Source organism: Sphingomonas humi (assembly GCF_039536725.1).
GTDB classification, from domain to species: domain Bacteria; phylum Pseudomonadota; class Alphaproteobacteria; order Sphingomonadales; family Sphingomonadaceae; genus Sphingomicrobium; species Sphingomicrobium humi.
In genome coordinates this window covers 1,520,957-1,537,362 of record NZ_BAAAZD010000001.1, presented here as the reverse complement: position 1 = coordinate 1,537,362, position 16,406 = coordinate 1,520,957, and the positions used below count along the sequence as shown (strand labels likewise).

At 64.9% G+C, this 16,406-nt stretch carries 15 protein-coding genes; 9 read left to right on the top strand and 6 right to left on the bottom strand.

Features of this window, described 5'->3' with window-relative positions; genetic code table 11:
- Nucleotides 1-23: 23 nt before the first annotated feature.
- From ABD729_RS07595 to ABD729_RS07570, 6 genes are all read left to right on the top strand, one after another.
- The gene (locus ABD729_RS07595) at nt 24-173 is read left to right on the top strand and encodes a hypothetical protein (protein ID WP_344709556.1); all 150 of its coding nucleotides are present in this window, start codon (nt 24-26) and stop codon (nt 171-173) included.
- 37 nt (nt 174-210) lie between these two features.
- Nucleotides 211-813, top strand: a complete 603-nt coding sequence (locus tag ABD729_RS07590; protein ID WP_344709555.1) for a thymidine kinase — start codon at nt 211-213, stop codon at nt 811-813.
- Nucleotides 810-1,706: a tRNA pseudouridine(55) synthase TruB gene (gene truB, locus ABD729_RS07585; RefSeq protein ID WP_344709554.1), complete on the top strand. Its 897-nt coding sequence runs from the start codon at nt 810-812 to the stop codon at nt 1,704-1,706. Before ABD729_RS07590 ends, truB begins: the two co-directional genes overlap by 4 nt.
- Nucleotides 1,707-1,716: 10 nt before the next feature.
- Nucleotides 1,717-1,986, top strand: a complete 270-nt coding sequence (gene rpsO, locus ABD729_RS07580) for a 30S ribosomal protein S15 (protein ID WP_344709553.1) — start codon at nt 1,717-1,719, stop codon at nt 1,984-1,986.
- A 164-nt stretch (nt 1,987-2,150) separates the two neighbouring features.
- On the top strand, nt 2,151-4,538 hold the full coding sequence (gene pnp, locus ABD729_RS07575; RefSeq protein WP_344709552.1) for a polyribonucleotide nucleotidyltransferase: 2,388 nt from the start codon (nt 2,151-2,153) through the stop codon (nt 4,536-4,538).
- A gap of 133 nt (nt 4,539-4,671) precedes the next feature.
- Nucleotides 4,672-5,703 carry a sensor histidine kinase gene (locus ABD729_RS07570; RefSeq protein WP_344709550.1) on the top strand — a complete coding sequence of 344 codons (1,032 nt, stop codon included), beginning with the start codon at nt 4,672-4,674 and terminating at the stop codon, nt 5,701-5,703.
- Here the strand turns inward: ABD729_RS07570 and ABD729_RS07565 are convergent.
- Nucleotides 5,700-6,629 (bottom strand): methyltransferase, encoded by a 930-nt coding sequence (locus ABD729_RS07565; protein WP_344709549.1) that lies wholly within the window; start codon nt 6,627-6,629, stop codon nt 5,700-5,702. The genes ABD729_RS07570 and ABD729_RS07565 overlap by 4 nt on opposite strands.
- A 51-nt stretch (nt 6,630-6,680) precedes the next feature.
- Nucleotides 6,681-7,583 (bottom strand): iron-containing redox enzyme family protein, encoded by a 903-nt coding sequence (locus ABD729_RS07560; RefSeq protein ID WP_344709548.1) that lies wholly within the window; start codon nt 7,581-7,583, stop codon nt 6,681-6,683.
- A gap of 244 nt (nt 7,584-7,827) precedes the next feature.
- Here ABD729_RS07560 and ABD729_RS07555 point away from each other — a divergent pair, with 244 nt between their 5' ends.
- The gene (locus ABD729_RS07555; protein WP_344709547.1) at nt 7,828-8,418 is read left to right on the top strand and encodes a PEPxxWA-CTERM sorting domain-containing protein; all 591 of its coding nucleotides are present in this window, start codon (nt 7,828-7,830) and stop codon (nt 8,416-8,418) included.
- A gap of 110 nt (nt 8,419-8,528) precedes the next feature.
- Here ABD729_RS07555 and ABD729_RS07550 read toward each other — a convergent pair whose 3' ends face one another.
- From ABD729_RS07550 to ABD729_RS07540, 3 genes are read right to left on the bottom strand one after another with little or no spacing between them, the layout of a single operon-like run.
- Nucleotides 8,529-9,917, bottom strand: coding sequence for an efflux transporter outer membrane subunit (locus ABD729_RS07550; protein ID WP_344709546.1), 1,389 nt, complete (start codon nt 9,915-9,917; stop codon nt 8,529-8,531).
- The gene (locus ABD729_RS07545; RefSeq protein WP_344709545.1) at nt 9,914-13,123 is read right to left on the bottom strand and encodes an efflux RND transporter permease subunit; all 3,210 of its coding nucleotides are present in this window, start codon (nt 13,121-13,123) and stop codon (nt 9,914-9,916) included. Before ABD729_RS07545 ends, ABD729_RS07550 begins: the two co-directional genes overlap by 4 nt.
- 3 nt (nt 13,124-13,126) lie before the next feature.
- Complete coding sequence (locus ABD729_RS07540; RefSeq protein WP_344709544.1) at nt 13,127-14,374, bottom strand: efflux RND transporter periplasmic adaptor subunit; 1,248 nt, start codon at nt 14,372-14,374, stop codon at nt 13,127-13,129.
- 481 nt (nt 14,375-14,855) lie between these two features.
- Between ABD729_RS07540 and ABD729_RS07535 the strand changes: the two genes are divergently transcribed.
- Nucleotides 14,856-15,341, top strand: coding sequence for a hypothetical protein (locus ABD729_RS07535; RefSeq protein ID WP_344709543.1), 486 nt, complete (start codon nt 14,856-14,858; stop codon nt 15,339-15,341).
- Entirely contained in the window at nt 15,341-15,817 is a 477-nt protein-coding gene (locus ABD729_RS07530; protein WP_344709542.1) for a GIY-YIG nuclease family protein, read from the top strand. The genes ABD729_RS07535 and ABD729_RS07530 overlap by 1 nt, the downstream gene beginning before the upstream one ends.
- A 92-nt stretch (nt 15,818-15,909) precedes the next feature.
- Here the strand turns inward: ABD729_RS07530 and ABD729_RS07525 are convergent, their stop codons facing one another.
- A complete protein-coding gene (locus tag ABD729_RS07525) occupies nt 15,910-16,359 on the bottom strand; it encodes a hypothetical protein (RefSeq protein ID WP_344709541.1) in 450 nt (149 codons plus the stop codon).
- Nucleotides 16,360-16,406: the final 47 nt, after the last annotated feature.

Below are 16,406 nucleotides of genomic sequence, written 5' to 3'. Positions count from 1 at the left end.
CACCAGGACAGGAGCCGATCGACATGACCGAGAAGAAGGGCCGCGGCAGCGCCACTGCCCAGAAGGCCAACGCCAAGGCGAGCCACGAAGGCAAATCAAACCCCCGCAAGTCGTCCGCCGCGCAGGCCGAACTCGGCAAGAAGGGCGGAAAGGCCGCGGCGAAGAAGCACTAGCTTTCGCGGGTGAGGCGATCTTGGCTATGGCCCGTCCATGGCCAAGCTCTATTTCTATTATGCCGCGATGAACGCCGGCAAATCGACTACCCTTCTGCAGGCGGACTTCAACTATCGCGAGCGCGGCATGGAGACCATGCTGTGGACCGCGGCGCTCGATGATCGTGCCGGCGCGGGGCGCATCTCCTCGCGGCTGGAGATCGGGGCGGACGCCCACGCCTTCGACCCGACCACCGACCTCCTCGAGACGATCGGCGCCGAACTGACCCATCGCCGCCTGCATTGCGTGCTGGTCGACGAAGCGCAGTTCCTGACTGAGGCACAAGTGCTGCAATTGTGCCGCCTTGCCGACGAGATGGACATTCCCGTCCTCTGCTATGGTCTGCGTACCGACTTCCGCGCCGCGCTCTTCCCCGGCAGCGCGGCCTTGCTGGCACTGGCCGACGCCCTCGTCGAGCTGAAGGCGGTCTGTGAGTGTGGGCGCAAGGCAACGATGAACCTGCGCGTCGACGCCGAGGGACGCGCGGTGGCCCGCGGGCAGCAGACCGAAATCGGCGGCAACGACCGCTACGTCGCGCTGTGCCGCCGCCACTTCTTTGCCCGCCTCCGGTCGGCCGAGGAAGCCGGGGCCGCCGCGTGACCAGGCCCCTTTCGGGGTGGATCATCCTCGACAAGCCCCACGGCCTCGGCTCCACCCAAGGCGTCAGCGCAGTCAAGCGCGCTCTGCGCGATGCCGGGGAAGCGAAGACCCGGGTCGGACACGGCGGAACGCTCGACCCGCTTGCGACCGGCGTCCTCCCGATCGCGCTTGGCGAAGCGACCAAGCTGGCCGGCCGGATGCTCGACGCGCTGAAGGCCTACGACTTCACGATCCGCTTCGGCGCCCAGACCGACACGCTCGATCTTGAAGGGCAGGAGATCGCGACCAGCCCGCACCGGCCGACCCGCTTCGAGGTCGAAGCCGCCCTCCCCTCCTTCACCGGTCCGATCGAGCAGGTTCCGCCTGCCTATTCGGCCCTCAAGGTCGACGGCAAGCGCGCCTACGATCTGGCCCGCGCCGGCGAGGAAGTCGCGCTCAACAGCCGGTCGGTGACCATCCATGCGCTCGACATCGTGTCTGCCGGCGATGGCCTGCTGGATGAGGTGACCCTCTCGGCTACCGTGTCCAAGGGGACCTACATTCGTAGTCTTGCGCGCGACCTCGCGCTGGCGCTCGGCACGGTTGGCCACGTGACCATGTTGCGCCGAACCCGCGCCGGGCCGTTTGCCCTTGATCAGGCGATATCACTGGACTTTCTGGGTGAATGCGCTAAGGGCGGCTCGCTCGACGGGGCACTTCTGCCATTGCAAGCAGGGCTGGACGACATCCCGGCCTTTCCCGTCACCCCCGAAGAAGCCCGCCTGCTCCGGTTCGGACAGCGGCTTTCCCGGGTTCCGCCGCGAAGCGGTCTCCACGTCGCCATCGATGGGCTCACCCCTGTCGCGCTGGTCGAAGGAGACCGGATCGTACGCGGGTTCAACCTTCAGGAATAGGAGTAACACGATGTCGATTACCGCAGAGCGCAAGGCCGAAGTCATTCAGGAATATCGTCGCGACGAGAACGACACGGGTTCGCCCGAGGTCCAGGTCGCCATCCTGACCAGCCGCATCCAGACGCTGACCGACCATTTCAAGAGCCACGCGAAAGACAACCATTCGCGCCGCGGCCTGCTGATGATGGTCAACAAGCGTCGTTCGCTTCTGGCCTACCTCAAGAAGGAAGACGCCCAGCGCTACACCGATCTGATCGGTCGCCTCGGCCTCCGCAAGTAACGAGATACGAAGGGCGCCCGAGCGGCGCCCTTCGCTTATCGGGCCTACCGCAATCCGGCGGGCAGTCCGGGAGCTTAAACGAACGCTCCACCCGCTGGCAGGCCGGATTGCCTGCCAAATGACCGAACCCGTCCGCATCCGGCGGCGGGCCACAAGGAAACAGAATGTTCAATATCAACACCGTGGAAGTCGATCTCGGCGGCAAGACGCTGAAGCTCGAGACCGGGCGCATCGCCCGTCAGGCCGATGGCGCCGTGCTCGCCACCATGGGCGAAACCGTCGTCCTTTGCGCCGTCACTGCCGCTAAGAGCGTGAAGCCCGGCCAGGACTTCTTCCCGCTGACCGTCCACTACCAGGAGAAGTTCTCCGCAGCCGGGCGCATCCCGGGCGGCTTCTTCAAGCGTGAGCGCGGCGCGACCGAAAAGGAGACGCTGACCAGCCGTCTCATCGACCGCCCGATCCGTCCGCTATTCCCCGAAGGCTTCTACAACGAAGTCCTCGTGATCGCCCAGGTCCTGTCCTATGACGGCGAGAACGAGCCCGACATCGTCGCCATGTGCGCCGCCTCGGCCGCCCTCACCCTGTCGGGCGTCCCCTTCATGGGCCCGATCGGCGCTGCCCGCGTCGGCTATCAGAATGGCGAGTACATCCTGAATCCGTCGCCCGAGCAGGTGAAGGAAGGTGACCTCGACCTCGTCGTCGCCGCCACCGGCAATGCCGTGATGATGGTGGAATCCGAAGCCAAGGAGCTGTCGGAAGAAGTCATGCTCGGCGCCGTCGTGTTCGCTCACGAAGCGTCCAAGAAGGTCGTCAACGCGATCTGCGACCTTGCTGAGAAGGCCGCCAAGGATCCGTGGGATCTCGCCAAGGCGGACGACAAGGCCGCGACCAAGGCCAAGCTCAAGGATCTGATTGGCGCCGACATCGCTGCCGCCTACAAGATCACTGCCAAGGCCGAGCGTTCGGCGCTCATCAACGCGGCCCGCGCCAAGGCCAAGGAAGCCTTCGCCGACGCCGAGCCGCAGGAGCAGCTCGTTGCCGCCAAGCTCGTCAAGGTGCTGGAAGCGGACATCGTCCGTACCGCCATCCTCGAGGAAGGCCGCCGCATCGACGGCCGCGACACCAAGACCGTTCGCCCGATCGAGGCGATGGTCGGCTTCCTGCCGCGCACCCATGGTTCGGCGCTGTTCACCCGCGGTGAAACGCAGGCGATCTGCACCACCACGCTTGGCACCAAGGACGCTGAGCAGATGATCGACGGCCTCGACGGCCTCAGCTACTCGCGCTTCATGCTGCACTATAACTTCCCGCCCTATTCGGTCGGCGAAGTGGGCCGCTTCGGTGCGCCGGGCCGCCGCGAAGTCGGTCACGGCAAGCTCGCCTGGCGCGCGCTTCACCCGGTACTCCCGACGACGGAAGAATTCCCGTATACGATCCGCGTTCTCAGCGACATCACCGAGAGCAACGGCTCCTCGTCGATGGCCACTGTCTGCGGCGGTTCGTTGTCGATGATGGACGCGGGCGTTCCGCTCACCCGTCCGGTCGCCGGTATCGCGATGGGCCTCATCCTCGAGGGTGAGAAGTTCGCGGTGATCAGCGACATCCTCGGCGACGAGGATCACCTCGGCGACATGGACTTCAAGGTTGCCGGCACCGACCAGGGCATCACCACGATGCAGATGGACATCAAGGTCGCCGGCATCACCAAGGAGATCATGCAGGTCGCCCTCGCCCAGGCGAAGGACGGCCGCGCGCACATCCTCGGCGAAATGGCCAAGGCGCTCGACAGCACCCGCACCGAGCTTTCCGCTCACGCGCCGCGCATCGAGACCATGCAGATCGCCAAGGACAAGATCCGCGAAGTGATCGGCACCGGCGGCAAGGTGATCCGCGAGATCGTCGCCACCACCGGCGCCAAGGTCGACATCGACGACGAGGGCCTGATCAAGATCAGCTCGTCCGACGTGAAGCAGATCGAAGCCGCTCGCGCCTGGATCCAGGGCATCACCCAGGAGCCGGAACCCGGCACCATCTACACCGGCAAGGTTGCCTCGATCGTCGATTTCGGCGCCTTCGTGACCTTCATGCCCGGCAAAGATGGCCTGGTCCACGTGTCCGAAATCAAGAACGAGCGCGTTGAGAACGTCCGTGACGTCCTGACCGAAGGCCAGGAAGTGAAGGTCAAGCTGCTCGAGGTCGACAATCGCGGCAAGGTTCGCCTGTCGATGCGCGTCGTCGACCAGGAAACCGGTGCCGAACTGGAGGACACCCGTCCCCCGCGCGAACCGCGTGAGGGTGGCGACCGTGGCCCGCGTGGCGACCGCGGCGACCGCGGCGACCGTGGCGATCGTGGTGGCGACCGTCGCCGCGAAGGCCGTGGCCCGCGCCGTGAAGGCGGCGATCGTGGTCCGCGCGGCGAAGGCCGTGGTGGCGAAGGCCGTGGCGATCGTGGCCCGCGCCGCGACCGTGAAGGCGGCAACCGCGACGACAATGGTCCGGCTCCGGAATTCGCTCCGGCCTTCCTGACCGGCGGCAACAACAGCGACGACTAAGGGCCTGGGCTTACCCCGAAAGGGCGGACCCACTCCAAACGTCCGACAAGGCAGGGGCCCTGTGGAGCAATCCGCAGGGCCTTTGTCATGGGTTCAGCTTCCATTTAACCGTTCGGGTGCTAGGGGTGCCCTCGTGACGGGGCCTTTCCACAATCTCGGACGATGGACCGAGCGCTATCCGCTCGCACGGCTGGGCTTTGCCGCTGACTTTGCCGTTGCGGTGGTCGGAGTTGCGATCGCGACCCGTGTGCGCTTCGCGATCGACACTCAGCTTCCGCCTGGTTTCCCGTTCCTGACCTATTTCCCGGTGGTCCTGATCGCCGCCTTTGTGCTCGGCACCAGGGCGGGCATTATCACCGCAATCCTGGCCGGCGTCGCAAGTTATTACTGGTTCCTGCATCCAGGCGGTGCATTCGACCTCACGCACAATGGCGCCATCGCCATGGCCTTCTACAGCTTCATCACCGGCACCGAGATCGCGCTGGTGCACTGGATGCAGCGCTCCAACCGCCTCCTTGTTGGCCAGCGTGAGGCGACCGCCCGGCTGGCCGAGACCCGCGAGCTTCTGTTTCGCGAACTTCAGCACCGCGTCTCGAACAACCTCCAGATGGTCGCCGCCCTGCTGACGGTGCAGCGCCGCCAGATCGCCGACGAAAGTGCCAAGGCCGCGCTTGATGAAGCGTCGCGGCGGCTGCAGACCATCGGCAAGATCAGCCGTCAGCTCTACGATCCTGCCGGTTCGGGCCAGGCGCTAGACGTGTTCCTCGATCAGCTTGCCCGCGACGTGATCGAAAGCTCGACCGATCGGCCCATCGGCCATCTCGTCAGCGGCGTTACCGACGCTGGCCTGTCGCCAGAGGCCGCGATCCCGCTGGCGCTCGTCGTCGCCGAGAGCATCGCCAATGCGATCGAGCATGGTTTTGCCAAGGAGCAGCGCGACTGCATGTTGCAGATCCGCCTCCAGCCGCTGCGCGACGCCCGGCTGGCGGTCGAGATCGAGGATAATGGTCGGGGCCTCCCCGACGGGTTCACCCTTGCCAACAGCGATAGCCTCGGCCTTCGCATCGCGACCATGCTTGCAGATCAGCTCGGCGGCAGCTTCTCGCTGAAGCCGGGCGCGACCCGCGGCGCGCTGGCCCGAATCGAGCTTCCTCTCGCCGCCTAGTCCTTGGTAAGGATCGCGCCGACCGCGGCGATCCGCTCGGCCCCGGCCTCGGCATAGGCCGGCTGCTCCAGCTCCTCACCGAAGATGTCGGGATCGAGCTCCTCGTAGCGCAGGCGGGCGCCCGCCTCATCGGCCAGTTCTGCCAGCGCACCGAGCAGCCGGTCCTCGCCGGCGATGACCGGGCTTCCGGTGTACAGCAGCATTGTCCCGCCCGCGCTCAGCCGCGCCAGCCCCTGCCGCGCCCAGTCGAGTGACCGGCCGGTGCCCAGCATCGCGCCGCCATCACGATAGTCGCGGCCCCTGGCGTCGGCGATGAAAGGCGGATTGGCGATGATGAGGTCGATCTCGCCTTCGACCTGCTCGAGCCCGCCCTCGACCGTGTGGACATCCAGCCCGGCGGCAAGCGCGTTGGCGCAGGCCAGGGCATTTGCGTGCGGATTGATGTCGGCAAGCGTGATCCGCTCGGGCTCGAGCAGGCCGGCGGCGCTAATCCCGCCGGGTCCCGCACCAGCACCCAGATCGACGAGGTGCACGGGCGCTTCGAGGTCCTGAGCGCTGACTTCGATGAAACGCGCGAAGCGATAGGTGTCGGGTCCGAAGAACACGCTGTCCGCCGCTTCGGTCGGATAAGCACTGTGGAGAAACAATCGCCCGGACAGCGACGAGACGCGCACGAGACTGCGACAGGCGCCGCCCTGCTCGTCGAGCGCCCCGCCCTCCCGCAGCAGATCGAGGAAGTCGGCCGGCAACGTCTCGCGCGCGAACGGCAGGCTCCACCCGAAGATGTCGCGCAGGTCCGCCGCGGCGGCGTGCGGCCGGCGGTTCAGCACGCGCTGGTGGGTCGCCGGGGTAACGGTCGTGAAGGCATAGCCCTCATCGTCGAGGGCCTGCAGGAGGGCGGCGAGCGGTTCGGGAGAAAAGGTCATGGCGCAAGCGGGTAGCCGAGTGGACCATCAAGGCAAGCGCGATGACCGCCCTCAGGCGATTTCGAACATCTCGCGATAGCGATCGAAGCAGCGCTCACCGCACTTCAAGCGCATGAGCGCGCCTTCGGCCATCGCCCGTGCCCGGGCCGGTCCTTCCACCGGATCTTCGACCGCGGGCCGGATCGCTTCCTTGTTCCACTCCTCGCTGTGCTTGATATCGAGCACGGCGTGGAGATCGAAGTAGCGCCGCATCCTGGCGTCGAAGCCAAGCCGCCGCATCGTCCTCGAAACGGCCGCTGAACGGGCAGGTGCGGTCAACTCGATCGCACCAAGCGCGCCGACGCTATGCCAGGCGTAGCTGCGGTTGGTCGCCATCGCAGTCATGGCATTGGCAAGCGCCAGGCTCTCCCAGCAAGTCGTGTCGATACTGGGTTCCAGCTCGAGCTCGTCGACGACGAAGTGCAGCATCGGACCGTGCATTCCCTTGGGATTGCCGCGGCCCATTTCGTCCCAGTAATTACGCGCCATCTCCATCTTGGGCTGGTCAGGCAGACGCACCTGCGTCATCGCCACGAGGTCGTCGAAACCCGCCTCGCCGGCCGCTTCCTGCCTGAGGAAAATCTTGAGGTCATCGAGGCTCGCCTCGTTTTCCAGCCAGTCGAACAGGCGGTCGTGCTGGCCGGGACCATTCTCCTCGAGCGCTTCGAACCAGGCAATAAAGCCGTCGGCATCGGTCGGCGCGGCGGCTGCCTCGTCGGCGACCTCCGCGCGCAAGTCCTCGAGGAAGCCAAGCTCGAGCCGCATCATCCGCGCGTCGCGATCGATCCGGCTGGCGACCTCCGCGCCCGGGAACTCCGGCGCAAGCCGTTCGCGATTCCAGTGGCTGAGCGCACGCTGGAACACGTCGTTGAAAAATTGCGACCCGGAAAGGGTCGAGCGAAAGCGCGTCGCCATGATGTTATTGCTCGCAAGTCTATGGATTTGCGAAGGGAACGGGCTCGAGGTCACGCTGGTTCCGCGGCGTGGCCCAAGGCCCACATCGCACTAGGGCCCGCGATGTCACGCGCCGGTCCAGTGACCGGGCCTCCGTGCCAGCGTGTCCCCCTTTGAAACAGAAAGCTGTTCTTAACGATAATCGTTTAATTGCAGCTTGTTAAATCGCTGTTTAACAATCCCTCAGAACCAGAGGGATTTTCCAATGAACAAGCTGCTCTTTTCCATCATCGCCGCCGGCCTCTTCGCTGTTGCAGCCCCCGCGTCGGCCACGGTTGAGGTGAGCGGCTCGAACACTGGTTGCTCGAGTGCACCGCTTGCTCCCGGTGCCGACAGGTGCGCCGGCTACTATTCCGACAACCAGTTCAGCCAGAACAACGTCGGTCAGCAGCAGGCCGCCATCAATCTCCTGCTAGCCGGTAGCGGCCAGACCTACGTCGTCGACTGGAACGCGCTCAAGGACGCCGGCAAGGTCGTCTCGAACAAGGACCTCATCGCGCTCGGCAATCTGCTGGCGACCGCCGGTGGCCAGGTCATTCTCGGCCTGCACTGGGGCAATGTCCCTGGCGAGGCCGGCAACGTCTCCGCTTTCTACATGTGGGACAATGTGGCGCCGGGCAGCATCACGCTGACCGACACCGGTGGCTATTCTAACGCCGTCCTCTACCGCTCGACTGCCGCCGCGGTGCCGGAGCCGGGTACCTGGGCCCTGATGTTGGTCGGCTTCGGTGCGGTCGGCGCTTCGCTTCGCCAGCGTCGCCGCTTCACGCCGCGCGCGCTGCTCCAGGCCGCATAAGCCTTCAGCTCCTCCCTATGAGAGCATGGGCGGGAGGGCTCGGCAGCAATGCCGGGCCCTCCTTGCGTTGTCCCGCCTCGAAATGACGACCTTCGAAAGCGATCAGCGTCTCAGCGGCCGTCGCCACCGAGCACGCGATAAAGGGTCACCGCATTGCGCGCTTCGGCGAGCCGCCCGGCCACCAGATTTCGCTCGGCAGCGTAAGCGGATCGCTGGGCGTCGAGGGTGGTGAGGAAGGGATCGATCCCTTCCCGGTAGCGGGCCTGGACAAGCCGCAGCGTTTCGCTCGCTGCTCCGAAGTTGCGGCGGTTAGCGGCAACGCGGTCGCCAAGCGTACCCTTGTCGGCAAGCGCATCGGCGGTCTCGCGGAAGGCTACCTGGATTGCCTGCTCATAACTTGCCACGGCGGCATCCCGCTCGGCCTGCCGCTGGCTGACCCGGGCGCGCCCCGCACCGCCTGAGAAGATCGACTGGCGCGCATCGGCGGCGGCCGAAAAGGCAAGTGCACCGCCGGTGAAGAGGTTCGTCAGCGTGTTGCTGGCAAGGCCGAGCAGCCCGGTCAGCGAGATACTGGGGAAAAGCGCGGCACGGGCAGCGCCGATTTCGGCATTGGCGGCCCGGAGGCGATATTCGGCTTCGATGATGTCGGGCCGGCGCAGCAGGACGCGGCTGTCGAGCCCGGCCGGAAGCGCCGCGACGCTAGACGCTGCCTGATCGAGCGAAGGCGCGAGCAGGCTCGGGTCGATCGGCGCCCCGACCAGCAGCTGCAGCAGGTTGATGTCCTGCGACCGGAGAGCCTTTTGCGAGGCGAGGTCGGCGCGTGCCGTTTCGAGGATCTGCTGGGCCTGCAGCAGATCGGTGCGCGGCGCGACCCCGCCTTTGAGGCGCGCTTCGGTGAGCGCGGCGGTACGCTCGGCGGAGCGTACCGTGTTTTCGGCGATCGCAAGAAGGTCGCTGTCGGCGGCATAGGTCAGCCACGCTTCGGCAATGTCGCCGATCAGCGCGACACGCACCCCGCGCTCGGCCGCGGTGGTCGCCAGAAGCCTTGCCTGGTCGGCGCGGGTAAGCGACGCCAGTCGGCCAAACAGGTCGACTTCGAACGATGGCAAAAGGCTTGCCGAACCGCCGACCCGCACCCCGTTGATGTCCCCGTCGGCGCTTCGGCGCGGGGTAACATCGACCCCTGCTGCGGCATCGAGCTGGGGAAGCTGCGCACCGCGGCTGATCCGGACCTGCGCGCGGGCAGAAGCGATATTGGCGGCGGCGATGCGAAGGTCGCGATTGTTCTGAAGGGCCTGCGCGATGAGGGTCTGAAGCCGCACGTCGCGAAAGACGTCGCGATGGGTGAAGTCGGGCAGCGCCGGTGCGTCGGCACGATAAGGGTCGCCGACGGGGAAGCCCGTCGGGACCGGTGCCGCCGGGCGAACATAGGCGGGGTCGAGCGAGGCGCAGCCAGAAAGAAGGGCCGCCGCCGCAAACGGCATTAGTGTACGCGTCATACCGCCGCCTCCGTGGCCGGCGCGGGCGGCCGCTTGCGCGACAGGCGTTCGCGAATGGTCTGGATCCCCCTCTTGGCGCCCAGCCGCACCAGCACAAAGAAGAGCGGAATGTAGAACAAGGCCAGCAAGGTCGCGGTGATCATGCCGCCGATCACAGCGGTGCCGATCGCGATCCGGCTGTTAGCGCCGGCGCCGGTCGAGATCGCCAACGGAAGCACGCCGAAGATGAAGGCGAAGCTGGTCATCAGGATCGGACGGAGGCGGATCCGCGCGGCTTCCAGCGCAGCCTCCATCACGCCCTTGCCGGCCCGCTCCGCCTGTTCAGCGAACTCGATCATCAGGATCGCGTTCTTGGCGGCCAGACCCATGGTCGTGAGCAGCCCGATCTGCAGGTAGACATCATTCTCCAGCCCGCGCAGCGTCACCGCGAACACCGCGCCGACCAGCCCGAGCGGAATGACCAGCAGCACCGCGACCGGGATCGACCAGCTTTCATACAGCGCCGCGAGGCAGAGAAAGACGACGAGCAGCGACAGCGCGTAGAGCAAGGGCGCCTGTCCCGAGGAAAGCCGCTCCTGGAAACTCGCCCCCGACCAGGCCACACTGGTCCCTGGAATCTGCTTGGCCAGCTCCTCCATCCGCATCATCGCCTCGCCCGAGCTGACGCCAGGCGCAGGCGTCCCTTGCAGCTCGAAGGAGGGCACGCCCTGGAAGCGCGACAGGCTGCTCGGGCCCGTGCTCCAGCCAGTCTGGGCGAAGGAGGAGAAGGGCGCCATCTGTCCGTCGGAGCCGCGCACATACCATTGGCCAAGGTCGGAAGGATCGGCGCGATAGGGAGCGTCCCCCTGCACGTAGACACGCTTGACCCGGCCATTGTCGATGAAGTCGTTGACGTAGCGGCCACCCCAGGCGGTCGCGAGCGTGCTGTTCACGTCGGAGGAATTGAGGCCATAGGCCGTCAGGCGCTGCGGATCGACGTCGACCTTGAGGTTGGCGACGTCGGGCAGGTCGCTGAGGCGAACCGACGCGAGCTTGGAATCTTCCGCCGCCAGCGCGAGGAGGCGTTCGCGTGCCGCCTGGAATTGCTCGCGCGACATGCCGCTCGAATTCTGCAGCTGCATGTTGAATCCGCTGGTCTGGCCAAGCCCGCGGATGGCGCCCGGGACCAGCGCAAAGACCTGCGCATCGCGAAATCCGCGAAACGCGCCCGAGGCCCGCTCGACGATGCCGCTCGCACTGTTTTCCTTGCCTTTGCGCTCATCCCACGGGGCGAGATTGATGAAGCCCTGCCCCGTGTTCTGACCGGTCGCGCCGCCACCCCCGCCGCCGCCCGCAACGGTGAAGACCGTAGCGAGGTTCTTCTGCTCATATTGGCGAAGATAGGCTTCGATCTGGCGCTGGACGTCGAGTGTGCGCTGCTGCGTCGCGCCGGCGGGCAGGCGGAACTGGATGCTGGCCGCGCCCTGGTCCTCGCTCGGCAGGAAGCTCGTGGGAAGCCGTTGAAACAGGACCACCAGGATGACACAAGTGATGCCGTAGATGCCAAGGAACAGCCATTTGCGGTCGATTACGCGGGTGACGGCATTGCCGTAGCGTTCGACCCCGCGGTTGAACCGGGTGTTGAACCCGTCCTGGAAGCGGTGCGCGGCGCGTTGGAAGAAATTATGGTCCTGCCGGGCAGCGGCTTCTTCCTCCGCCGGCTTGCGCGCCTTGAGCAGCGACGCGGTGATCGCCGGGCTCAGGATCAGGGCGACCAGCACCGACAGGACCATGCAGCTGATGATCGTCAGCGAGAACTGCTGGTAGATGACGCCCGTCGAGCCGCCGAAGAAGGCCATCGGCAGGAACACCGCCGAAAGCACTACGGCGATGGCGACGAGCGCGACCTGGATCTCCTTCATCGAGAGCTCAGTAGCCTCGCGCGGGCTCATGCCCGGATTTTCCTCCATCAGGCGCTCAACGTTCTCGACCACGACGATCGCGTCGTCGACGAGGAGGCCGATCGCCAGCACCAGTCCGAAGAGTGTCAACGTATTGATGGTGAAGCCCGCAAGATAGAAGACTGCGAACGTGCCGAGCAGCACCACCGGCACCGCGATCGCCGGGACCAGGGTGGCGCGCCAGCTCTGCAGGAAAACGAACATCACGATGACTACCAGGACCACCGCCTCAAGCAGCGTCTTCACTACTTCCTCGACCGACAGCCTGATGAAGGCCGTGGTGTCGTTGGCATAGGCGACCTTGAGGCCCTCGGGCAGTGAACCGGAAAGTTCGCTGACGCGCTTCTTGATGAGGTCGGCGGTGCGCAGCGCGTCGGCTCCAGGCGCGAGGCTGATCGACATGCCCGCGCCGGGGTGGCCATTGACCCGGCTGACCGAATTGTAGCTTTCCGCGCCTAGTTCGACCCGCGCGACATCCCCCACCCGCACCGTCGCGCCGCTCGGTTCGGTCTTGAGGATGATGTTCTTGAATTCCTCTGGCGTACGCAGGCGCGACTGCGCGGTGACGGTTGCGTTGAGCAATTGTCCCTGCGGCGAGGGAAGACTTCCGACCTCGCCCGCCGCGACCTCGGTATTCTGGTTCTGGATCGCTGTGACCACGTCGCCCGGCATCAGGCTGACCGCGGCCAGGCGCTGGGGATTCAGCCAGATCCGCATCGCCCGCGACGAACCGAATACGTTGACGTCGCCGACGCCCTCCACCCGCGACAACGGGTCTTGGAGGTTCGAGGTCAGATAGTCCGACACGTCAATGTTCGATCGTCGGTCAGTCTCGTCATAGACCGCGACGAGCAGCAGCGAATCGGCGTTCGACTTGGTGACCCGAATGCCCTGCTGCTGCACCTGCTGCGGCAGTCGGGACACGGCCTGCTGGACCTGGTTCTGGACTTGGACCTGCGCGGTGTCGGGATCGGTCCCCTTGGCGAACACCGCGGAAATGCTGACGCTTCCTCGAGAGGACGAGGTCGAGCTGAAGTAGAGGAGCCCGTCGAGGCCCGTCAGCTGCTGCTCGAGGATCTGGGTGACGCTGTTCTCGACCGTTTCGGCCGACGCGCCGGGATAGGTCGCGCGGATGTTGACCTGCGGCGGGGCGACGTCGGGATATTGCTCGATCGGAAGCTGGGAAATCGCCCCGACACCCGCAAGCATGACGATGATCGCAAGCACCCAAGCAAAGATCGGACGGTTGATGAAAAGTTGCGACATCCGTTAGCGGCCGCCGCCCCTGGCCTGCTCGCCCCCGGCCGAACCGCCACCCTGGCCGGCGGGCCGCGGCGCGATCTTCTGCGGCGCTGAGGCCGGCACCGGCCGGACCGCCGCGCCGTCGCGAAGGTTGCTCAGGCCCTGCGTGATGATCTTGTCGCCGGCCTTGATCCCGCCGGTGACCACCCAGTCAGTACCGTAGGTCCGGTCGGCCTTGACCACTCTCCGCTCGGCCTTGTTCTGCGCGCCGACGACGAAGACATAGGCTTCACCGCCGATGTCCCGCTGCACCGCGCTTTGCGACACGAGGATGGCGTTGGGGGTGACCGCCTGGGTGAAGAGCGCCTTGACAAAGCTTCCGGGCAGCAAGGTTCCCTGCGGGTTGGGGAAGCGGGCGCGGAGGGTCACGGTGCCGGTGCTTTCGTTCACCACTACTTCGCTGAACTGGACGGTGCCGGTGAACCCATAATCGCTCCCGTCATCCAGCTGGAGGCGCACCTGGGTGCTGCCCGGCTGGACACCTCCCGTCGCCAGCGACCGCTTGAGAGCCGTCAGGTCGGCCGCGGACTGCTGGATGTCGACGTAGATGGGATCGGTCCGCTGAATGATCGCAAGCGGCTGGGTCTGGCTCTGGCTCACCAGCGCGCCCTGCGTGAACAGCGAGCGGCCGATGCGGCCACTGATCGGCGCGCGAATGGTGGTGAAACGCAGGTTGATGCGGGCGGTGTCGAGCTGCGCATTGTTCTGCGCAACCGCGGCACTTGCCTGCCGTGCCTGCGCCGCGGCGTCGGTATATTCCTGCTGGCTGACCGCCTCGATCTGCGCCAGGGGCCGATAGCGGTTGGCCTTTGCCTGCGCCGCCTGGGCCGCCGCCCTCGCGTTGGCGACATTGGCTGACGCCTCGTTGACCGCCGCGCGGTAAAGGCTAGGATCGACCTGATAGAGCGACTGCCCCTGCCGGACGTAGCTTCCCTCGGAGAACAGTCGCCGCTGGATGAGACCGCTGACCTGCGGACGCACCTCAGAGGTTTCAAAGGCGACAGCGCGACCGCCAAGTTCGCTGATCAGCGGCACCGAGGTTGTCGTCGCCGTGATGAAGCCGACCTGCGCCGGTCCGCGCGCGGCGGCGCCACCACGCCCTTGCGCGTCGCCCTTGTCCGAGCATCCGCTGGTCGTGGCTGCTGAAACGGTGACGGCAATCAACGACAGAAATCGTGTGCCGGGTCGGTGCTTGACCGGCTTATTGCTGTTCACGAGGCTTTATCCCGGTCGAACTGTTCGGAGACGTAACATCCGTATCGGCGTTCGGGTCCGCGAGATCGACGGTGGCCGAAATAACGTATCCTTCCCGACACAGGGGCGGTCGTTTAGCGGTCGCACACAAGGTCGATATATAAAAGGGTCATTTGACCGTCATCAGCAACCGGCTGAACCGGCGCCTGCGCTCACATGCGCCGCGTGCCGCAGGACGGGCGAATGCTTCGCCATCTCCTAAAGTCCTTGATTTCGTAACCGGTGCGGCTGGTGGAGCTGAGGGGAATCGAACCCCTGACCTCTGCAGTGCGATTGTAGCACAGTCGCTTTAAGTCACTGATTAGACTGCAGATTTCCTCCCCTTTGCGGACGTGTGCATGGCTTTGTACATGTGCACCAGCCTTGCGGCTGCTGGTGTGCCATTGCGAACAATGCCACATTCGGCCAGACGCAACGACGCGCAAGAGGGGGTCCTCAAATCATGCCTGGCAAGAGAAAGGCTCCTGATGCTGAGGTGTTTCAGGCGCGGCCGACCGTAGTGTCTGATGATGTTCGTGGTGGACGTTCCTTCTGGCAGTACACCTCAGATACCCAGCAGTTACCTAAGGGCGACAAGCGCGAACGGGTTACTCACTCAGCGAAGTTCTATGTCGTTCAACTGATTGGCAGTTGGGTCAATGTCTCGGAGAGCGCGGAGCGCACAGTGCACTATCGCAATCGATCGCGCTGGGTACGGTTCGAGAACAGGGAATATGAGCTGAGAAAGTCCGAGACATTGAAGCCACTTCTCCTCAAATTCATTCGAGGGGGCTGTTATGCCTACGTGGGCGGAAAGGAAGTGTCTTCTGAGAGGGAGATCGAGGCTCTTCGGAGCGAGCAGTTCATCTACCTCGCCTCTTCCGAGGCGTTAAAGATATTTCAAAGCCTAAAGTCGTCGGGTCAGAAGCCTGGCGGCGCAGCCCGCTAGTGCAGTTCACACGCTCCTCGCTACGAGCAGCCGGGTTCGTCGGCTGGGTTCCCTTCAACGCGATCAGGACGAGCGACTGTCCGTCGTCGGGCGGCGTTTATGTGGTTACCTACAGCGGCAAGGCCGACTTTGATGAGCAAAGCTGCGGCGGGTGGTTCAAGGAGAGGGACCCAACCGTTTCGCGCGAAGCGTTAATTGCTAATTGGGTCGAAGGTGCCGAGATCGTATACATCGGCAAGGCTGATCAGCTTAAGCGTCGCCTTACGCAATATGCTGATTTCGGCGCGGGCAAGCCCGTAGGTCATTGGGGCGGACGCCTGATCTGGCAGCTTTCGAACGTCGACGCTCTAAGTGTCGCTTGGATGGAGACTCCCGCACGAGTGCCGGTCGATGTCGAGGCGGAGCTTATCGCTGCATTCCGACAGGCTCACGGAAAGCCGCCGTTTGCCAACGATCCACATAGGCTTGGTACCTAGACCAGAAATTTGCGCTTGTGCGATCTACGTTAAACGAGGGCCACGCTACTGCGGGGCCTGCGCAATTGTGCGCTGACCCCGCTACTTGCACCTCATTTGCTAGCGTTGCGGCGCTTGAAGTTGGCCCGCCGCTCAACGGCAGCAGCCGCAAGAGCTTCGTCCAGCTCACCAGCGCTAACGGCTTCAACCACCGCATCGATTATTGCAGGGATGGCATCAACGCCGCTGACCTCAACAGCGGTCATGCCCTTACCAAGATCGAGAGGCTTGTTGCCGTAGCGAACTTGGAAGAACATGCTGGAGCCATTCTGAAACCAGCCACGCCGAACATGACGCGGAGCATCAGCGCGGACGCGCTGACCGTCTTCGTTAGTCCGGAACACGACCTTGGTCGCGTTGTAGGCTCGACCTTCGACCTCTGCCTGAGCGAGGGCCTTCTGCTCATTGAGGTAGCGCAGCAACCGCGTGCGGGTATGCTGCTTGGGATCGACGAAGCGGATCGGAGCAACATTGGACAGCTTCAGGTTCTTCAAAAACGACATACTATTTCCTCTTACCAAGTAGTAGTAATGGAAATCGGTAATGCCGT

Coding starts and splice junctions, on each gene's coding strand:
- ABD729_RS07550 (WP_344709546.1), bottom strand. CDS start 9,917: ATGACGCGTACACTAATGCCGTTTGCGGCGGCGGCCCTTCTTTCTGGC.
- ABD729_RS07555 (WP_344709547.1), top strand. CDS start 7,828: ATGAACAAGCTGCTCTTTTCCATCATCGCCGCCGGCCTCTTCGCTGTT.
- ABD729_RS07525 (WP_344709541.1), bottom strand. CDS start 16,359: ATGTCGTTTTTGAAGAACCTGAAGCTGTCCAATGTTGCTCCGATCCGC.
- ABD729_RS07560 (WP_344709548.1), bottom strand. CDS start 7,583: ATGGCGACGCGCTTTCGCTCGACCCTTTCCGGGTCGCAATTTTTCAAC.
- ABD729_RS07545 (WP_344709545.1), bottom strand. CDS start 13,123: ATGTCGCAACTTTTCATCAACCGTCCGATCTTTGCTTGGGTGCTTGCG.
- ABD729_RS07535 (WP_344709543.1), top strand. CDS start 14,856: ATGCCTGGCAAGAGAAAGGCTCCTGATGCTGAGGTGTTTCAGGCGCGG.
- ABD729_RS07565 (WP_344709549.1), bottom strand. CDS start 6,629: ATGACCTTTTCTCCCGAACCGCTCGCCGCCCTCCTGCAGGCCCTCGAC.
- ABD729_RS07595 (WP_344709556.1), top strand. CDS start 24: ATGACCGAGAAGAAGGGCCGCGGCAGCGCCACTGCCCAGAAGGCCAAC.
- ABD729_RS07590 (WP_344709555.1), top strand. CDS start 211: ATGGCCAAGCTCTATTTCTATTATGCCGCGATGAACGCCGGCAAATCG.
- rpsO (WP_344709553.1), top strand. CDS start 1,717: ATGTCGATTACCGCAGAGCGCAAGGCCGAAGTCATTCAGGAATATCGT.
- pnp (WP_344709552.1), top strand. CDS start 2,151: ATGTTCAATATCAACACCGTGGAAGTCGATCTCGGCGGCAAGACGCTG.